At 62.0% G+C, this 14,933-nt stretch carries 14 protein-coding genes; 4 read left to right on the top strand and 10 right to left on the bottom strand.

Annotated elements, in window-relative coordinates; translation table 11 throughout:
* Positions 1-124: 124 nt before the first annotated feature.
* The 4 genes from CK220_RS18140 to CK220_RS18125 all read right to left on the bottom strand — a co-directional run bounded on the left by CK220_RS18140 (position 125) and on the right by CK220_RS18125 (position 4,773).
* Positions 125-2,086, bottom strand: coding sequence for an acetyl/propionyl/methylcrotonyl-CoA carboxylase subunit alpha (locus tag CK220_RS18140; protein ID WP_095812824.1), 1,962 nt, complete (start codon positions 2,084-2,086; stop codon positions 125-127).
* Between the two features lie 49 nt (positions 2,087-2,135).
* Positions 2,136-2,411, bottom strand: coding sequence for a hypothetical protein (locus CK220_RS18135; RefSeq protein ID WP_348629666.1), 276 nt, complete (start codon positions 2,409-2,411; stop codon positions 2,136-2,138).
* Between the two features lie 221 nt (positions 2,412-2,632).
* Positions 2,633-3,163, bottom strand: coding sequence for an O-acetyl-ADP-ribose deacetylase (locus CK220_RS18130; protein WP_095812822.1), 531 nt, complete (start codon positions 3,161-3,163; stop codon positions 2,633-2,635).
* 2 nt (positions 3,164-3,165) lie between these two features.
* Positions 3,166-4,773: a carboxyl transferase domain-containing protein gene (locus tag CK220_RS18125; protein WP_095812821.1), complete on the bottom strand. Its 1,608-nt coding sequence runs from the start codon at positions 4,771-4,773 to the stop codon at positions 3,166-3,168.
* Between the two features lie 105 nt (positions 4,774-4,878).
* Between CK220_RS18125 and CK220_RS18120 the strand changes: the two genes are divergently transcribed.
* Both CK220_RS18120 and CK220_RS18115 read left to right on the top strand, forming a co-directional pair.
* A complete protein-coding gene (locus CK220_RS18120) occupies positions 4,879-5,133 on the top strand; it encodes a type II toxin-antitoxin system HicA family toxin (protein ID WP_095812820.1) in 255 nt (84 codons plus the stop codon).
* Entirely contained in the window at positions 5,130-5,498 is a 369-nt protein-coding gene (locus CK220_RS18115) for a type II toxin-antitoxin system HicB family antitoxin (protein ID WP_095812819.1), read from the top strand. The genes CK220_RS18120 and CK220_RS18115 overlap by 4 nt, the downstream gene beginning before the upstream one ends.
* Here CK220_RS18115 and CK220_RS18110 read toward each other — a convergent pair.
* The 4 genes from CK220_RS18110 to CK220_RS18095 form a co-directional block, all read right to left on the bottom strand.
* A complete protein-coding gene (locus CK220_RS18110) occupies positions 5,495-6,658 on the bottom strand; it encodes an isovaleryl-CoA dehydrogenase (RefSeq protein ID WP_095812818.1) in 1,164 nt (387 codons plus the stop codon). The genes CK220_RS18115 and CK220_RS18110 overlap by 4 nt on opposite strands.
* Positions 6,659-6,715: 57 nt before the next feature.
* Positions 6,716-7,366 carry a TetR/AcrR family transcriptional regulator gene (locus CK220_RS18105; RefSeq protein ID WP_095812817.1) on the bottom strand — a complete coding sequence of 217 codons (651 nt, stop codon included), beginning with the start codon at positions 7,364-7,366 and terminating at the stop codon, positions 6,716-6,718.
* Positions 7,367-7,589: 223 nt separating this feature from the next.
* On the bottom strand, positions 7,590-7,871 hold the full coding sequence (locus tag CK220_RS18100; RefSeq protein WP_095812816.1) for an acylphosphatase: 282 nt from the start codon (positions 7,869-7,871) through the stop codon (positions 7,590-7,592).
* 231 nt (positions 7,872-8,102) lie between these two features.
* Positions 8,103-9,215: a pyridoxal phosphate-dependent aminotransferase gene (locus CK220_RS18095; protein ID WP_095812815.1), complete on the bottom strand. Its 1,113-nt coding sequence runs from the start codon at positions 9,213-9,215 to the stop codon at positions 8,103-8,105.
* A gap of 133 nt (positions 9,216-9,348) precedes the next feature.
* Between CK220_RS18095 and CK220_RS18090 the strand changes: the two genes are divergently transcribed.
* Together CK220_RS18090 and CK220_RS18085 are read left to right on the top strand one after the other, a co-directional pair.
* Complete coding sequence (locus tag CK220_RS18090; RefSeq protein ID WP_095812814.1) at positions 9,349-11,025, top strand: sulfotransferase; 1,677 nt, start codon at positions 9,349-9,351, stop codon at positions 11,023-11,025.
* A 263-nt stretch (positions 11,026-11,288) separates the two neighbouring features.
* Positions 11,289-12,953, top strand: coding sequence for a sulfotransferase (locus CK220_RS18085; RefSeq protein WP_095812813.1), 1,665 nt, complete (start codon positions 11,289-11,291; stop codon positions 12,951-12,953).
* Between the two features lie 378 nt (positions 12,954-13,331).
* On the opposite strand, the gene CK220_RS18080 is transcribed toward CK220_RS18085, so the two are convergent.
* The gene (locus tag CK220_RS18080) at positions 13,332-14,513 is read right to left on the bottom strand and encodes a porin (protein ID WP_095812812.1); all 1,182 of its coding nucleotides are present in this window, start codon (positions 14,511-14,513) and stop codon (positions 13,332-13,334) included.
* A gap of 89 nt (positions 14,514-14,602) precedes the next feature.
* On the bottom strand, positions 14,603-14,863 hold the full coding sequence (locus CK220_RS18075; RefSeq protein ID WP_095812811.1) for a GIY-YIG nuclease family protein: 261 nt from the start codon (positions 14,861-14,863) through the stop codon (positions 14,603-14,605).
* Positions 14,864-14,933 lie beyond the last annotated feature (70 nt).

Raw genomic sequence — 14,933 nt, 5'->3', positions numbered from 1 at the left:
ATCCTCGATGGCCTCACCGCAACCGAATGCACCAACTACTTCGAAAACGCCGGATACTGTTCAACCTAAAATCATCCAGCTCTAGCCAGTTTGTCCCGTTGACGATGCAAGGCGATCAGGCGTCTCAGCCCCGCGTGTCCTCGAACCGCACCAGCACCGTGCCGTCGCTCACCTGCGCGCCTTCGGCCGCGATCTCGGCAATCACCCCTTCATGGGGCGCGGCGATGGTGTGTTCCATCTTCATCGCCTCGAGGATCAGGAGCGGCTGGCCCTTGATCACGGCATCGCCGGCTGCCGCGCGCACCAGCTTGACCAATCCCGGCATCGGCGCGCGCAGGCTGTCCGACGCGGCTGCGGCCTCATCCGCCTTGGCCAGCGGATCCGGCACCGTGAACGTATATCCGATCGCGCCTTCGAACACCGTGACGTGGCCCGGCCAGCGCGCGCTGCGCGGCATGTTCCTGAGGTCGTGCGCGTTGATCGCGTCATGCGGCGCCTCCAGCGCCACCTGGAAGCGGCCGTCGGGCCGCGCCGATACCCGCGCCAGGATGTTCTCCTCGCCGTAACGCAGCCGGGTGCGGCGCGCGAGCGTATGGAAATGCGCATAGCCCGCGAACGAGGACCACGGATCGGCGGCCGGACCCAGCGCGCCTGCGTCGGCCGCCGCCAGCGCCGCAGCGGCGATCGCTTCATCGCTTGGCGCGGGAACAGCGACGAGAGCATCCTGATGCCGGCCGATCAGGCCGGTGTCGATATCGCCCGCCGCGAAATCGGCGTCGGCGGCGAGTGCTGCAAGGAAGGCAGTGTTGACCGTCGAACCGGCAACTTCGGTCCGGGCCAGCGCCTCGCGCAGCGCGCCAAGCGCGGTGGTTCTGTCCTTTGCATGCACCACCAGCTTGGCGATCATCGGATCGTAGAAGGGCGAGATCGCATCGCCGGACCGCACGCCGGTCTCGATGCGCATGGCGGCACCCTCGGGCGGTGCGTCGGGGAATCTGAGATGATACAGCGTGCCCGTCGCCGGCAAAAATCCCTTGGCCGCGTCCTCGGCGTAGATGCGCGCCTCGAAGGCATGTCCGGCTAGCGCGATCTCGTTCTGTGTCTTCGGCAGTTTTTCGCCGGCGGCGACACGCAGCTGCCATTCGACCAGATCGACGCCGGTGACCATCTCGGTGACGGGATGCTCAACCTGGAGCCGCGTGTTCATTTCCATGAACCAGAAGCGATCGGCCTTCAGGCCCTCGGAAGCATCGACGATGAATTCGATCGTGCCGGCGCCCGAATAGCTGATCGCCTTGGCGGCCTTCACCGCCGCTTCCGTCATCGCCTTGCGCAGCGCCGGCGTCATGCCGGGGGCGGGCGCCTCCTCGATCACCTTCTGGTGGCGGCGCTGCGCCGAGCAGTCGCGCTCGAAAAGATGCACGGCATTGCCGAAATTGTCGCCGAACACCTGGACTTCGATGTGGCGCGGCTTGTCGACGTATTTTTCGACCAGAACGCGGTCGTCGCCGAAGGCGGCCTTGGCCTCGCGCCGCGCGCCGGACAGCGCCTCGGAGAAGTCGTCGGGATGCTCGACGCGCCGCATGCCCTTGCCGCCGCCGCCGGCGCGCGCCTTGATCAGCACCGGATAGCCGATCTCGCGCGCCTTCGACGCCAACAGCACGATCTCCTGCGCCTCGCCGTGGTAGCCTGGCACCACCGGCACGCCGGCCTTTTCCATCAGCCGCTTGGCGGCGTCCTTCAGCCCCATGGCGCGGATCGAGGCGGCGGACGGGCCGATGAAGATGAGGCCTGCCGCCGTCACCTGGTCGACGAAGTCGGGGTTTTCGGACAGGAAGCCGTAGCCGGGATGGATCGCCTCGGCGCCGGTGGCAAGCGCCGCGGCAATGATCCTGTCGCCGCGCAGATAGCTGTCACCGACCGGCGAGGGGCCGATATGCACCGCCTCGTCGGCCATCTCGACATGCAAGGCGCGGGCATCGGCATCCGAATAGACGGCGACGGTGCGCGCGCCGAGCTTGCGCGCGGTGCGGATGACGCGGCAGGCGATCTCGCCGCGATTGGCGATCAGGATCTTGCCGAACATGGAGCCTCCCGGTCTTGCGTCGGGCGGCGCCAGTCTGGCAGGCGCCGGCCTATTTCGACGCCGCGATCGCGCAGCCGCCGCTCGCGGTATTGAGCCGCCACTTCTTCAGGCCGCCCTGGCAGTTGCGCATCGCGATATCCTCCGCGGCCTTCTGGGATGGTGCGTTGAGCGCCTTGCCGCAGACGACATAGAGATCCACTACTCGCGTATAGAAGGTCGTTGCATAAGCCGAATGGCCGCTCGCCGCGACATACGCTCTGTAGGCGCTTGTGCACTGGTCTTTGGGATTCATCGACAAAGGCGGTGGGAAACGCTTGTCGCCCACGCTGCCCGCCAGCGACCCGGCTGCGACGGCACCTGACGCTGTTAATATTAGAAGTCCTGCAAGTATCGAAGCGGTCGACTTGCAGCAATATTTTACAATCATGTTCGCCCCACCCAAATTGCTTAATGCAGGATGAGCAATAGCGAATATTCCCAGAGACCGCTAGCTCACTGGAAAAAAATCGCACTTGAGGGTTCCGATGATTCTGCCTGTCCATAAGTTCAGCTTTCCCCAATGGCAGCAACGGCGCGCCGGTATAGTTCCACCGTCTGCTCGTCGAAGCAGCAGAAAGTAACGGTCTGCGGCCGCGCGCTTTGTTGCAGGAAGTCGCTTACCGTGCCGACAGCAATGCCGGTCGCTTCGTCCTTCGGAAAACGATAGATCCCGGTCGAAATCGCCGGAAAGGCGATCGTCCGGCAGTCATGGTCGCGGGCAATTTCGAGCGAGCGGCGATAGCAGGAGGCAAGCAGCTCCGCCTCGTCCTTGCCGCCGCCCTGCCAGACCGGGCCGACAGTGTGGATGACATAGCGCGCCGGAAGCCGGTAGCCCTTGGTCAGCTTGGCATCGCCGGTCCTGCAGCCGTTCAGCGTCCGGCATTCGGCGACCAGTTCCGGCCCGGCGGCGCGGTGGATAGCGCCGTCGACACCACCGCCGCCGAGCAGCGAGGAATTGGCGGCGTTCACGATGGCGTCCACCGCAAGCTTGCTGATGTCGCCGGTATGGATGCGGATTCTTTCGTCGAGAGTACCCATCGTCACATCCTGAACACGCCGAACTTCGTCTCCTCGATCCCGGCATTGAGCGCGGCCGAGAGGCTGAGCGCCAGCACCTCGCGTGTTTTGGCCGGATCGATGATGCCGTCGTCCCAAAGCCTTGCCGAAGAATAGAGCGGATGACCCTCATGCTCGTATTTCATCAGGATCGGCTTCCTGAATTTCGCTTCCTCCTCGGCGCTCCATTCGCCGCCCTTGCGCTCGATGCCCTCGCGCTTGACCATGGCAAGCACCGTCGCCGCCTGCTCGCCGCCCATCACCGAAATGCGTGCATTCGGCCACATCCATAGGAAGCGGGGCGAATAGGCGCGGCCGCACATGCCGTAATTGCCGGCGCCGAACGAACCGCCGATGATCACGGTAAGTTTCGGCACGCGTGCCGTGGCGACCGCCGTGACCAGCTTGGCGCCGTCCTTGGCGATGCCGCCGGCCTCATACTTTCGCCCGACCATGAAGCCGGTGATGTTCTGCAGGAAGATCAGCGGAACGCCGCGCTGGCAGCAGAGCTCGATGAAGTGCGCGCCCTTCAGCGCGCTTTCCGAGAACAGCACGCCATTGTTACCGAGAATGCCGACCGGCATGCCGTGCAGATGCGCAAAACCGGTGACCAAGGTGGTGCCGTAGTTCTGCTTGAACTCGTCGAACTCCGAGCCGTCGACGAGACGCGCGATCACCTCGCGAACGTCATAGGGCTGGCGCAAATCCGTCGGCACGATGCCGTAGAGTTCATGCGGATCGTGAAGCGGCGATACAGGTTTCTGTAAGTTCAGGCTTACGGCCTTGTTTCGATTCAGGTTCCTGACGATGCGCCGGCAAATGGCCAGGGCGTGCTCGTCATCCATGGCGTAGTGGTCGGCAACGCCGGAAAGCCTGGTGTGGACCTCGGCGCCGCCGAGCTCCTCGGCGCTGACATCCTCGCCGGTGGCAGCCTTCACCAGCGGCGGACCGCCAAGAAAGATGGTCGCCTGGTTGCGCACCATGATCGTTTCGTCCGACATCGCCGGCACATAGGCCCCGCCAGCCGTGCAGGAGCCCATGACGCAAGCGATCTGCGGGATGCCGGCTGCCGACATGTTGGCCTGGTTGTAGAAGATGCGGCCGAAATGCTCTCGGTCGGGGAAGACCTCGTCCTGGTTGGGCAGGTTGGCGCCGCCGCTGTCGACCAGGTAGACGCAAGGCAGGTTGTTCTGCAGCGCGATCTCCTGGGCGCGCAGATGCTTCTTCACAGTCAGCGGATAATAGGTGCCGCCTTTCACCGTCGCGTCGTTGACGACGACCATCACCTCCCGGCCTTCGACGCGGCCGATGCCGGTGATGATGCCGGCCGACGGAATATCCTCGCCATACATCGACCATGCCGCGAACTGGCCGACCTCGAGAAAGGGCGAGCTGGTGTCGAGCAGTTGCGCCAATCTTTCGCGCGGCAGCAGCTTGCCGCGGCTTTGGTGGCGCTCGCGCGCCTCGTCCGAGCCGCCGCGCTCGATGCCCGCCGCCTTCTCGGCGATATCGTCGACCAGCGCCCGCATGCGCTCGGCATTGGCACGGAAGCTGTCGGAGGAAGGGGAGATCTGGGAGGTGAGGGCGGGCATTGACGAACCTCGGATGATATCATATTTTACTATCACTTTGGGCTCTCGCCCTACCCCGAGAGGAGCCGACTACCAAGGTATTCGATTTGGGGAGGGCGAAAAGTCATGAAGACAGCGCATCGGCAGACGCTGGACAAGATATTTGCGAATCCGGTCAGCGCTGCGATCAAATGGCGAGATGTTGAGGCTTTGCTGGTTGCGCTCGGCGCGCGAGTGTCGGAAGGGCGCGGATCGCGGGTCCGATTCACATTGAACGGGATAACGCTTCGAGTGCATCGACCGCATCCATCGCCGGATACGAAAACATACGTGATCCGAGAGATCAGGACCTTCCTAATAGATTCAGGTGTTGAGCTATGAAGCCCTACAAGGGATATCTGGGAACGATCGAGTTCGATGAAAACGATGTGGTGTTTCACGGTCGTATCGTGGGTATTCGCGACATCTTCACATATGAAGCCGACTCGGCGGAAGAATTGCTGAAGGCTTTTCATGAATGCGTTGACGACTACCTCGAATTTTGCGCTGAACAGAACAAGGAGCCAGAAAAGCCTTTTTCTGGCAAACTCGCTCTGCGCACCACGCCGGAAGTCCATCGTCTTGTCAGCCGAGCGGCCTCCAGCGACGGCAAATCCATCAATCAATGGGTATCGGACACGCTTGCCGAGGCGGCCCGCAAGCGGGTCGACGAAGGCTCGACGAAGGTTACAACCCGAGCGCACTAGACTCCCTCCGCCATGATCTCGCGGCCGATCAGCCAGCGGCGGATCTCGCTGGTGCCGGCGCCGATCTCGTAGAGCTTGGCGTCGCGCAAAAGCCGCCCGGTCGGATAGTCGTTGATATAGCCGTTGCCGCCGAGCAACTGGATGGCGTCGAGGGCCATCTGCGTCGCCTTCTCGGCCGCGAACAGCACGCAGCCGGCTGCGTCCTTGCGGGTGGTCTCGCCGCGGTCGCAGGCGCCGGCCACCGCATAGACATAGGCGCGCGCCGCGTTCATCGTCGAATACATGTCGGCGAGCTTGCCCTGCACCAATTGGAAGCTGCCGATCGGCTGACCGAACTGCTTGCGCTCATGCACGTAAGGCACCGCCACGTCGAGGCAGGCCGCCATCAGCCCGATCGGGCCGCCGGAGAGCACGGCGCGCTCATAGTCGAGGCCCGACATCAGCACCTCGACGCCGCGCCCTTCCTCATGCAGCACGTTCTCGAACGGCACCTCGACATTCTCGAAGACCAGTTCGCCGGTGTTCGAGCCGCGCATGCCGAGCTTGTCGAGTTTCTGGGCCACCGAAAACCCGGCAAAGGCCTTTTCGATGATGAAGGCGGTGATTCCGCGCGAATTGCGCTCCGGATCGGTCTTGGCATAGACCACCAAGGTCTCGGCGTCAGGACCGTTGGTAATCCACATTTTCGAGCCGTTGAGCACATAGCGGTCGTTGCGCTTTTCTGCGCGCAGGCGCAGCGACACGACGTCCGATCCGGCGCCGGTCTCCGACATCGCCAGCGCGCCGACCTTTTCGCCCGAGCAAAGCGCAGGGAGGTATTTCTCCTTCTGCGCCGGCGTTGCCCAGCGGTTGATCTGGTTGACGCAGAGATTGGAATGCGCGCCGTAGGAGAGGCCGACCGAGGCGGAAGCGCGCGAAATCTCCTCCATCGCCACGACATGGGCGAGATAGCCCATACCGCTGCCGCCGAACTCGGGATCGGCGGTGATGCCGAGCAGGCCGAGCGCGCCGAGTTCGCCCCACAGATGTGCCGGGAATTCGTTGGCGCGGTCGATATCGGCCGCGATCGGCGCGATCCTGTCTTGTGCGAAGCGCCTTACCGTATCGCGCAACGCCTCGATATCGGGATCAAGCCCGAAGTTCAGCGTGTTCGTGTACATGGCGTTCCTCCCGGCGCATGACCCCGAAATCGACTTCGATAAGGATGATGCGCGAAATCAAAGTGCCACGGCCTCCGTTGCGCGCCCGACGGGACGCGCGGCGCTGCAGGCGCCGATCTTCGCGCCGACGAGCCGCATTGTCATCGAAAGATATGTCGTGGTGACTTCAGAGATCGACAGCCGCTCGCCCGGACGGAACCAAACGATGACGCCGGTCATCATCTGGATCAGCGCCATGGCGGTGAGGCCGACATCGTCGGTCTCGAAGATGCCGGCCTCGGCGCCGTCGCGCAGGATCGCGCGCAACTCCTTCTCATAGGCCGTGCGCATCTTCAGGATCTGCGTCAGCCGTTCATGCGAGAGGCTGCGCAATTCCATGTTGGAGACATGGGTGGCGTGGCGCCGCTCGATATGGAAGGCAATGTGGTTCTCGACATAGGCGGCGAGCCGCGCCGCCGGATCGGCCGCTGCCGGGCGCGCGTCATCCCAGGCTTCCAGCAGGCCTTCCATATGCTCGCGCATCAGCGTGAACAGCAGGTCTTCCTTGGTCGGAAAGTAACGGTAAAGGGCGGCGGCCTGGACGCCGACTTCCGCCGCCAACTGGCGCATCGACATCGCCTCGTAGCCGAGCCGCGCGATCAGCCCCACCGCCGCCTCGCGGACGGCCGCCTCGGTTTTTTCGCCGTCTGAACCCGTGGTGCGTGCCATGCGTTCGCCTCCAAAAGAGATAATAAAACGAACGTTCAATTAATTCAAGTCTATCTCCCCTTGAGGGGGAGATGTCGCCAAAGGCGACAGAGGGGGTCGCCGCGCGTAGAGCGCCATCGTCCTTCGCGGCAAGCGTCAATGCCGAAGAGCTACGCGCAGCGACCCCTCTGGCCTGCCGGCCATCTCCCCCCTCGAGGGCCCCTCGAGGGGGGAGATCCCTGGTCTACGCGATGATCCTGAAATCGTCAGGTACGTCGTCGTCGGCCCCCGTGACCTCGACCTTCGAGACCAGCGCGCCCCGCGGCCCTTGCCAGAGGCGTTCGATCATCGCGTCGACCGCCGTGTCGCTGCCGGCGATCAGCGCCGTGACCGAGCCGTCGCCCTCGTTGCGCACCCAGCCCGTCACGCCAAGGCGAATGGCTTCGCTGCGCGTCCACACGCGATAGCTGACGCCTTGCACCATGCCGAAAATGTGTGCTCGCACGGCTCTTTTTCGCTCGGTCATCGCCTTTCCATTCTCCAGGCGAATCTGGCGCAGGAGCAGGCAAATGCAACGTTAAATGTTGGCGAAAGCCTCGCGACGGCCAATGTCCCCTCAAGTGGAAAATGTCCGGTCCACCCCCCGCAGCCTGCGGCGCAGCTGCTGCAGAGGATGGGCAGGACAGGGCGCTGTCCCGTCCACCTCTCCGCTGTCTCTGGCATTGTAAGGCTGCGCTTCGCCCGACGAAGGCTCGCCCTAATTCCCTCCCGCCGCCGCCAGCGCGCCGGGCAACTCTTCGGCGAAGAGGTCGAGCTCATGGTCGAGGCCGACGCTGACCCGGATGCAGCGGTCGAGCCGTGGCGCCATCGGTTTGCGGATGAAGACGTCGCGCGAGAGCAGCGCCTGCATCACCTTCAGCGCGAAGGCGCCGTCGCGGCCGCAGTCTATGGTGACGAAATTGGTCGCCGAGGGCAGCGGCTTCAGCCCGTTCTCCTCGGCGATGGCCGCAATGCGCCGGCGCCCGGCGGCCACGCGCGCCACCACCGAATTCAAATAGTCCTGGTCGGCAAGCGCCTCGAGCCCGGCGATCTGCGCCATGCGGCTGACGCCGTAATGGTTGCGGATCTTTTCGAAGTCGCGGATCACTTCCCGTTCGGCCACCGCATAGCCGCAGCGAATGCCGGCAAGCCCATAGGCCTTGGAGAAGGTGCGCATGCGCACGACGTTCGGCCGCGCGACGTCGATCGGCGGCAGCGCCGAGGCCGGTCCCAGCTCGCCATAGGCCTCGTCCAGCACCAGCATGGTGGTTTCCGGCAGCGCCTCGATGAAGCGGACGACGTCCGGCGCCTCCCACCAGCTTCCCATCGGATTGTCCGGATTGGAGAGATAGACGAGCGGCGCCTTTTCCCTGGTGACGGCGGCAAGCAGTCCGTCGAGGTCCTCCTTGTCGTTGGCGTAAGGAACCGTCACCAGCCGGCCGCCGACGCCGGCGATGTGGAAGTTGAAGGTGGGATAGGCGCCAAGCGAGGTCACCACCGCGTCGCCCGGCGCGACATACATGCGCGCCACAAGGCCGAGCAGCCCGTCAATGCCTTCGCCGACCACCACGTTCTCGACGCCGACATTGTGATGCGCGGCCGCTGCGACCTTCAGCTCGAAATTGTCGGGGTCGCAATACATCCACTGGTCGCGCGCGACGCTCTCCATGCGGGCAATCACGCGTGGCGAGGGCCCAAAACTGCTTTCGTTGGCGCCGATGCGGGCGCGGAAAGGCCGCCCGCGCCCGCGCTCCTGCGCCTCCGGCCCGACAAACGGCACCGTGGTGGGGAGCGCGCCGACGATCGGCGTAAGAGGAGGGCGCTGACGCATGGCAAATGGCTCGGTTGAAAAGGGAGCTTCTTGCTAGCGTGAGCGAAGGGTGGGTGCAAGCTGCGCGAGGAGCAACCGAAGACGCACCATAGCCGGACTAGATTCTCCCGAGCGCTTTTGCTAGCGAGGCAGGATGAGCAACCGATTGCCGCCCGCCTGGGCAAAGCACCTGAAAACTCAACCCTCGGCTAAGGCGGCACCGCCGAAAACCGCAGCACCCAAAGCACAGCCGACGCCCGGTCCGTCTCGCGCGCGAGCCGACGACATGCTGTTGAGGCAGGCGCTTGAGCTGCAGAAAGCCGAGCGGTTGCCTGAGGCAGAGGAACTTTGCCTTCGTGTCCTCGCGCATACCCCAAACCATCCGCTGGCCTTTTATATCCTGGGAACCCTCGGTATCGGATACGACAACGAGAAGGCCCTGCGCTACTTCGCCCGGGCGGTTGGAGAGGAGCCGCGAAATCCTTATTACCACCTTAGCCTCGGTGAGACCTACCTGAAACTCAGCGAATTTACGCCGGCAATCAGGCACATTCAGCAGGCCTTGGCCTTGAAGCCGGATCTGGTGGAAGCGCTTTGCGCCCTGGGCGATGCTTACAATTCCTTTGATAAGGGGGAGTTGGCGCTGCCGCTCTTTGAGAAGGCGCTGGAGATCGACCGTGATCATCCTCTGGCCCTGATCGGGCTGCCTAGTGCACTCACAGGCCTCGGTCGTATGGATGAAGCCGCAGTTCATCTGAAAGAATCGATAGAACGGCGCATATCGGTACCGACTGCCTACAACGCGCTTGTGCATACGCGCAAATTTACGGAAGAGCCACCGGAGCTAGCGGCAATCCTGAAGGAACTTCGGGACATGGGCCATGAGTCGGAAGGAGCGGCAGCCCTCCATCACGCCGCCGGAAAGGTACTCAACGACCTCCGTCGCTACAAGGAAGCGATGGATCACTTCAAGCAAGGGAATCAAGCCAGGGACCAAAAATTCGATCTGGAAAACTACCGTCGCTGGGTCGATGCCACGATCGAGACCTTCACGCCCGAACTGGTGGCTTCATTGGCCGCTCACGGCAACCCCTCGGAAGTACCTGTATTCATCGTCGGCATGCCTCGCTCGGGCACGACGCTGACGGAGCAGATCTGCGCCAGCCATCCTGAGGTTCATGGCGCCGGCGAACTCAGCAAGCTCAGACGAATTGCCAATGGGCTAGGCCTCAAAGACGGCTCCGACGCAAACATCGCCAAATCGGTCGCGACGATTACTCCCGAACTGACCAAGACGCTGGCATCGGAACATCTTGTCTATCTCCGCGAGCGTGCCCCGCACGCGCTCCGAATCGTCGACAAGATGCCTCACAATTTCGAGTTGATCGGCTTGATCGGCATTCTGTTTCCCAACGCGCGCATCATTCATTGTCGCCGCGACGCCATAGACAATTGTATTTCCTGTTTCGTGCTGCAGTTCAGTGAAGCGCACAACTATAGCGCAGATCTCGAGACACTAGGGCTTTACTACAGGGAATATGATCGCTTGATAAGGCACTGGAGCAAAGTCCTTCCGGGGCGCATCTTCGAAAACCAGTATGAGACTCTGATCGAAGACCAGGAGGAGCAGTCGCGCCGTCTCATAGATTATCTCGGGCTGCCTTGGGACGATGCTTGCTTGCGCTTTTTTGACAGGGACGGCTCGGTAAATACTTTCAGCCGTTGGCAGGTTCGGCAGCCGATCTACAAGTCGTCCGTCAAGCGATGGAAAAATTACGAGAGCGAGATTCGGCCCTTGATCGAAGCGTTGGGCGATCTGGCTGAAGTTTAGCGCGCTTCCCGGGGCGGGTTGACCGCTCGGCTGATCCACCGAGTTGCGCCGCTGATATTTGTCCAGTTGATGCGGCAGCGCCGTTGGCGCGGATGGCAAAGTTCGCTGGAAAACGGGGGTTCTTCGTGTCATGGCCTCGGGTGTGTGCGCAAGTCTGCCGCTCACGTCAAATTGACCGGCGGCGCCTTTGAAAAGGGGAGTCCCCGCCCGTGGCGCGATGTCTCTTTCTGGATTGCAAGGGCCTTTTTTGCTAAGCAAGACCGATGAATAATCGCCTGCCTCCGTCCTGGTCCAAACACATTAAGTCCGGCCCGGCGCTGAAGCACAAAATGCCCCATGCAGCACTCCCCAGGGCGAATGTGCTCTCTCGATCACAGGCCGATGACCTGCTGCTGAAGCGGGCCTACGAACATCAGCAGGCCAGGCGACTTGCCGAAGCTCAAGACCTATGCCTGCAGGTGCTGGCTCGAACGCCAAACCATCCGCTGGCTCTCTACATCATGGGCACCGTTTGTCTCGGTTACGACGACGAGGCGGCGCTACGCTATTTCGGACGTGCGATCGCTGAGGAGCCCAAGAACCCTTACTACCATCTCAGCCTCGGCGAGGCCTATGGCAAGCTGAGTGAATATTCGGCAGCGATCAATCATATTCAGTATGCCTTGGAAGTGCAGCCGGATCTCATAGAGGCGCTTTGTGCCCTGGGGCGCGTCTACACACAGTTCGACAAACCTGATCTGGCCTTGCCGCTGTACGAAAAGGCGCTGAAGATCAACCGCGACCATCCCAAGGCGCGGATCGGAATAGCGGCCGCGCTCGCTGGCCTTGGGCGCATGGATGAGGCCGCTTCCTATCTCGAAGAAGCGATCGAACGCCACATCGATGTGGCGGCTGCGTACTACGATCTTGTGCAAACCCGGAAGTTCACTGAGGAGCCCGCCGAACTCCAGTCGATCCTTCGCGAGCTGAACAGTCCGGGGCTCAAGCCGGAGGCCAAAGCGAGTCTCAACTACGCCGCCGGTAAAGTGGAGAACGACCTCAAGCGCTATGCGGCAGCCTTCGGCCACTTCAAGAAGGCGAAGCAAGCGGAAGGTTACAAATTCGACATCGATCAGTATCGTCGTTTCATAGACCTGACGATTGAAACTTTCACGCCGGAGCTGTTTGCCGAAAGGTCGGGCTGTGGCAACCCTTCCGAAGCGCCTGTATTCGTGGTGGGCATGCCGCGCTCGGGCACCACGCTTACCGAACAGATATGCGCCAGTCATCCCGAGGTTCACGGGGCGGGAGAGTTGAGCAAACTAAGGCGGGTGGCGAATGCAATCGGTCTACAAGCCTCGGCCTCCGATTTCAGCAAACCGATCACGACAATCACCGAAGGCTTGTCCAAGACGTTGGCCGATGAACACCTTTCCTATCTGCGGGAGCGCGCTCCGACGGCGCAGCGCATCATCGATAAGATGCCGCACAATTTCGAATTGATCGGCCTTCTCAGTCTTCTCTTCCCCAAGGCCCGCATCGTTCATTGTCGCCGCGATGCCATCGACAATTGCGTATCCTGCTATGTCCTGCCGTTCAGCTCGGCGCACGGCTACAATACGGACCTGCAGACACTAGGCCTCTACTATCGCGAATACGACCGCTTGATGCGTCACTGGAACGAGGTCTTCCCAGGCCGCATCTTCGAGAATCGATATGAGACACTTGTGGAGGACCAAGAGGCGCAGTCGCGCCGGCTTATCGATTATCTCGGGCTGCCGTGGGATGATGCCTGCTTGCGCTTCTTCGACAGGGAAGGGGCGGTCACCACCCCCAGCCGCTGGCAGGTTCGTCAGCCGATCTACAAATCCTCCCTGAGGCGCTGGAAGAATTTCGAAGCCGAGATCACCCCCCTGACTGAAGCCTTGGGTGACCTGGCGCAGGTTTGAATTCGATGGCTGGGCGCAGCCGCTCCGGCGAGCCAGTTGCTCGATCCGGAGATTCTGACGGCTTGGTCGCTTGGTCGAGGAAATGCGGCGACGCAAAGCCGGTTCGGTTATGACCGTTCGCGCCCCCTTTGTCCTGCCGGACCTTCGGCAGCAACTGCGGAGGCCGGACTGAACATCTCCCCACAAGTCGCGAGATTGGCAGCTTCGACATGCCGTTCCATGCCGCCGCTACGCCGATTGTGTCGAACACCAAACGGCGCCTCGGACATTGCTGCAACACCCAAACTGCGCAGCGATTGGGGACCTCGAGATGCAGTCAAAGCAGAAAAAACCCAGCGGTTGCCCGCCGGGTTTCCTGTCTCCCCAGAAATGTCTGGTTTAGAAGTCGCGCTGGAAACGGATGATACCGCCGACGCTGTTCTTCTTGGTGGCACCGGTCCAGTTGGAATTGTCCAGATCGCCGAACCTGCCATCGTGCAGGAAGTCAATCTCGGGCGTGACCGTGAGGCCGGGAACGACGGTGTAGGCAACGTTAGCTGCAATGCCGTAGTTCTTGAACTGATCGCCCGACACTTGGAGGTTGAAGGAGGCCTTGTCGCTGAACTTGTAAGTGCCGCCGGCCCAGAAGCCCCAGTGGCCGCCCCATGGCTTGTAGAAGGAGCGAGCGAGTCCAGCATCGCCAAGCTTGCCGTCGCTGCCGTAACCGAACATGCCGAACAGCGACAGTTCATTGGTCACGTTCACATCCAGGCGAACCTTGCCGGATACGTTTTCGTAGTTGCTGTCGTAGGCAACGACACCAACGATGTCGCCCCAGCCCTGCGTGTACTTCACGCCGCCGACGACATGCGGGACATAGCTGTCGATCGTGCCCTGACCATAACCATTATAATTGGTCATGGAACCACCCGAACCTTCTTCGAGCGAGACCACCGCCGAGAAGCCGTTGCCGGCATCGAAGTAGTACTGGATTTCGTTGGTCTGGAAACCACCGTAGGGGACCAGCGTGTCATTGATGACGTTGCCCGCATAGCCGACGAAGGTGTCGAAGGCCGATTCGTCGAGACCGACGCGCAGGCCACCGAGCTGGATCCAGGCGAAGTGCAGGTCGAAGGACTTATTGCCGGCGTCGTTGTGCAGGAAGCTGCCTGAAGCGGGGTCATACCCGCCCAGATCTGCGTTATGGTTGCCGAAATTCATGCGCATTTCGGTGTAGGTCTTCAACGTGCCGAGTTCGGTTTCCTGGCCGGTCCAGGTCTTGAGCGTGAAGCGGGTGTTCTTCAGCCAGGTGCCCTGGTCCTTGCCGGTTACGACATCGCTCGTGCGGGCGCCGTCGAACGAGCCGAGGTCGCCGCCAGCGGCGTCATAGCGGATATAGCCGCCGATGCGCAGGCAGGTCTCGGTGCCGGGGATATAGAAGTAGCCGGCGCCGTACACGTCGCAGATCTTGACGTATTCAGCCGGTTCCGGCTCGGCGACGGTCACCGCGTCGGCGGCGCGAGCACCGGAAACTGCGATCAGGGCCGCAGCTGAGCCGAGAAGAAGGCTCTTGATGTTCATTTTCTGACCTCCAGTCAGAATCGAGAGGGGAGGTCGATGAAAATCGGCTCATCATGTCGCTTTCTATTTTGATTTCAGGTAGATATCCCTTAGTCCGTCTCAGCGCTGCCTGTCCGCCAAAAACGCTTGTTCGCGAAGGCCTTGCCCGATCCGCTCTTGAAATATCGCTCGAGTTGCCGGGCGTTAGCCTCGGTTTCAACCGCGATGTAGGCCTTCAAGGTTATAGGCAGATGAGCCATGGTCGAAGTCACATAGCCCGATCGATGCGATTCGAAACGTCGTCGGAGGTCGTTGGTGGACCCGACATAGACGTCGCCGTTATGCAGCTGCAGGAAATAGACGTACCACATGGTCCCCCTACGCTACTTCGTAGCTTCGGGCGACACCCTACGCCCTGCCGGCCTCAGGTGGCCTGCCACC

Origin of the sequence: Mesorhizobium sp. WSM3860 (assembly GCF_002294995.1) — a bacterium.
GTDB lineage: Bacteria > Pseudomonadota > Alphaproteobacteria > Rhizobiales > Rhizobiaceae > Mesorhizobium.
The sequence above is the reverse complement of the archived record's forward strand: the minus strand, read 5'-3'. Positions and strand labels throughout refer to the sequence as shown.

Coding starts and splice junctions, on each gene's coding strand:
- CK220_RS18140 (WP_095812824.1), bottom strand. CDS start 2,086: ATGTTCGGCAAGATCCTGATCGCCAATCGCGGCGAGATCGCCTGCCGC.
- CK220_RS18130 (WP_095812822.1), bottom strand. CDS start 3,163: ATGGGTACTCTCGACGAAAGAATCCGCATCCATACCGGCGACATCAGC.
- CK220_RS18125 (WP_095812821.1), bottom strand. CDS start 4,773: ATGCCCGCCCTCACCTCCCAGATCTCCCCTTCCTCCGACAGCTTCCGT.
- CK220_RS18120 (WP_095812820.1), top strand. CDS start 4,879: ATGAAGACAGCGCATCGGCAGACGCTGGACAAGATATTTGCGAATCCG.
- CK220_RS18115 (WP_095812819.1), top strand. CDS start 5,130: ATGAAGCCCTACAAGGGATATCTGGGAACGATCGAGTTCGATGAAAAC.
- CK220_RS18110 (WP_095812818.1), bottom strand. CDS start 6,658: ATGTACACGAACACGCTGAACTTCGGGCTTGATCCCGATATCGAGGCG.
- CK220_RS18105 (WP_095812817.1), bottom strand. CDS start 7,366: ATGGCACGCACCACGGGTTCAGACGGCGAAAAAACCGAGGCGGCCGTC.
- CK220_RS18100 (WP_095812816.1), bottom strand. CDS start 7,871: ATGACCGAGCGAAAAAGAGCCGTGCGAGCACACATTTTCGGCATGGTG.
- CK220_RS18095 (WP_095812815.1), bottom strand. CDS start 9,215: ATGCGTCAGCGCCCTCCTCTTACGCCGATCGTCGGCGCGCTCCCCACC.
- CK220_RS18090 (WP_095812814.1), top strand. CDS start 9,349: ATGAGCAACCGATTGCCGCCCGCCTGGGCAAAGCACCTGAAAACTCAA.
- CK220_RS18085 (WP_095812813.1), top strand. CDS start 11,289: ATGAATAATCGCCTGCCTCCGTCCTGGTCCAAACACATTAAGTCCGGC.
- CK220_RS18080 (WP_095812812.1), bottom strand. CDS start 14,513: ATGAACATCAAGAGCCTTCTTCTCGGCTCAGCTGCGGCCCTGATCGCA.
- CK220_RS18075 (WP_095812811.1), bottom strand. CDS start 14,863: ATGTGGTACGTCTATTTCCTGCAGCTGCATAACGGCGACGTCTATGTC.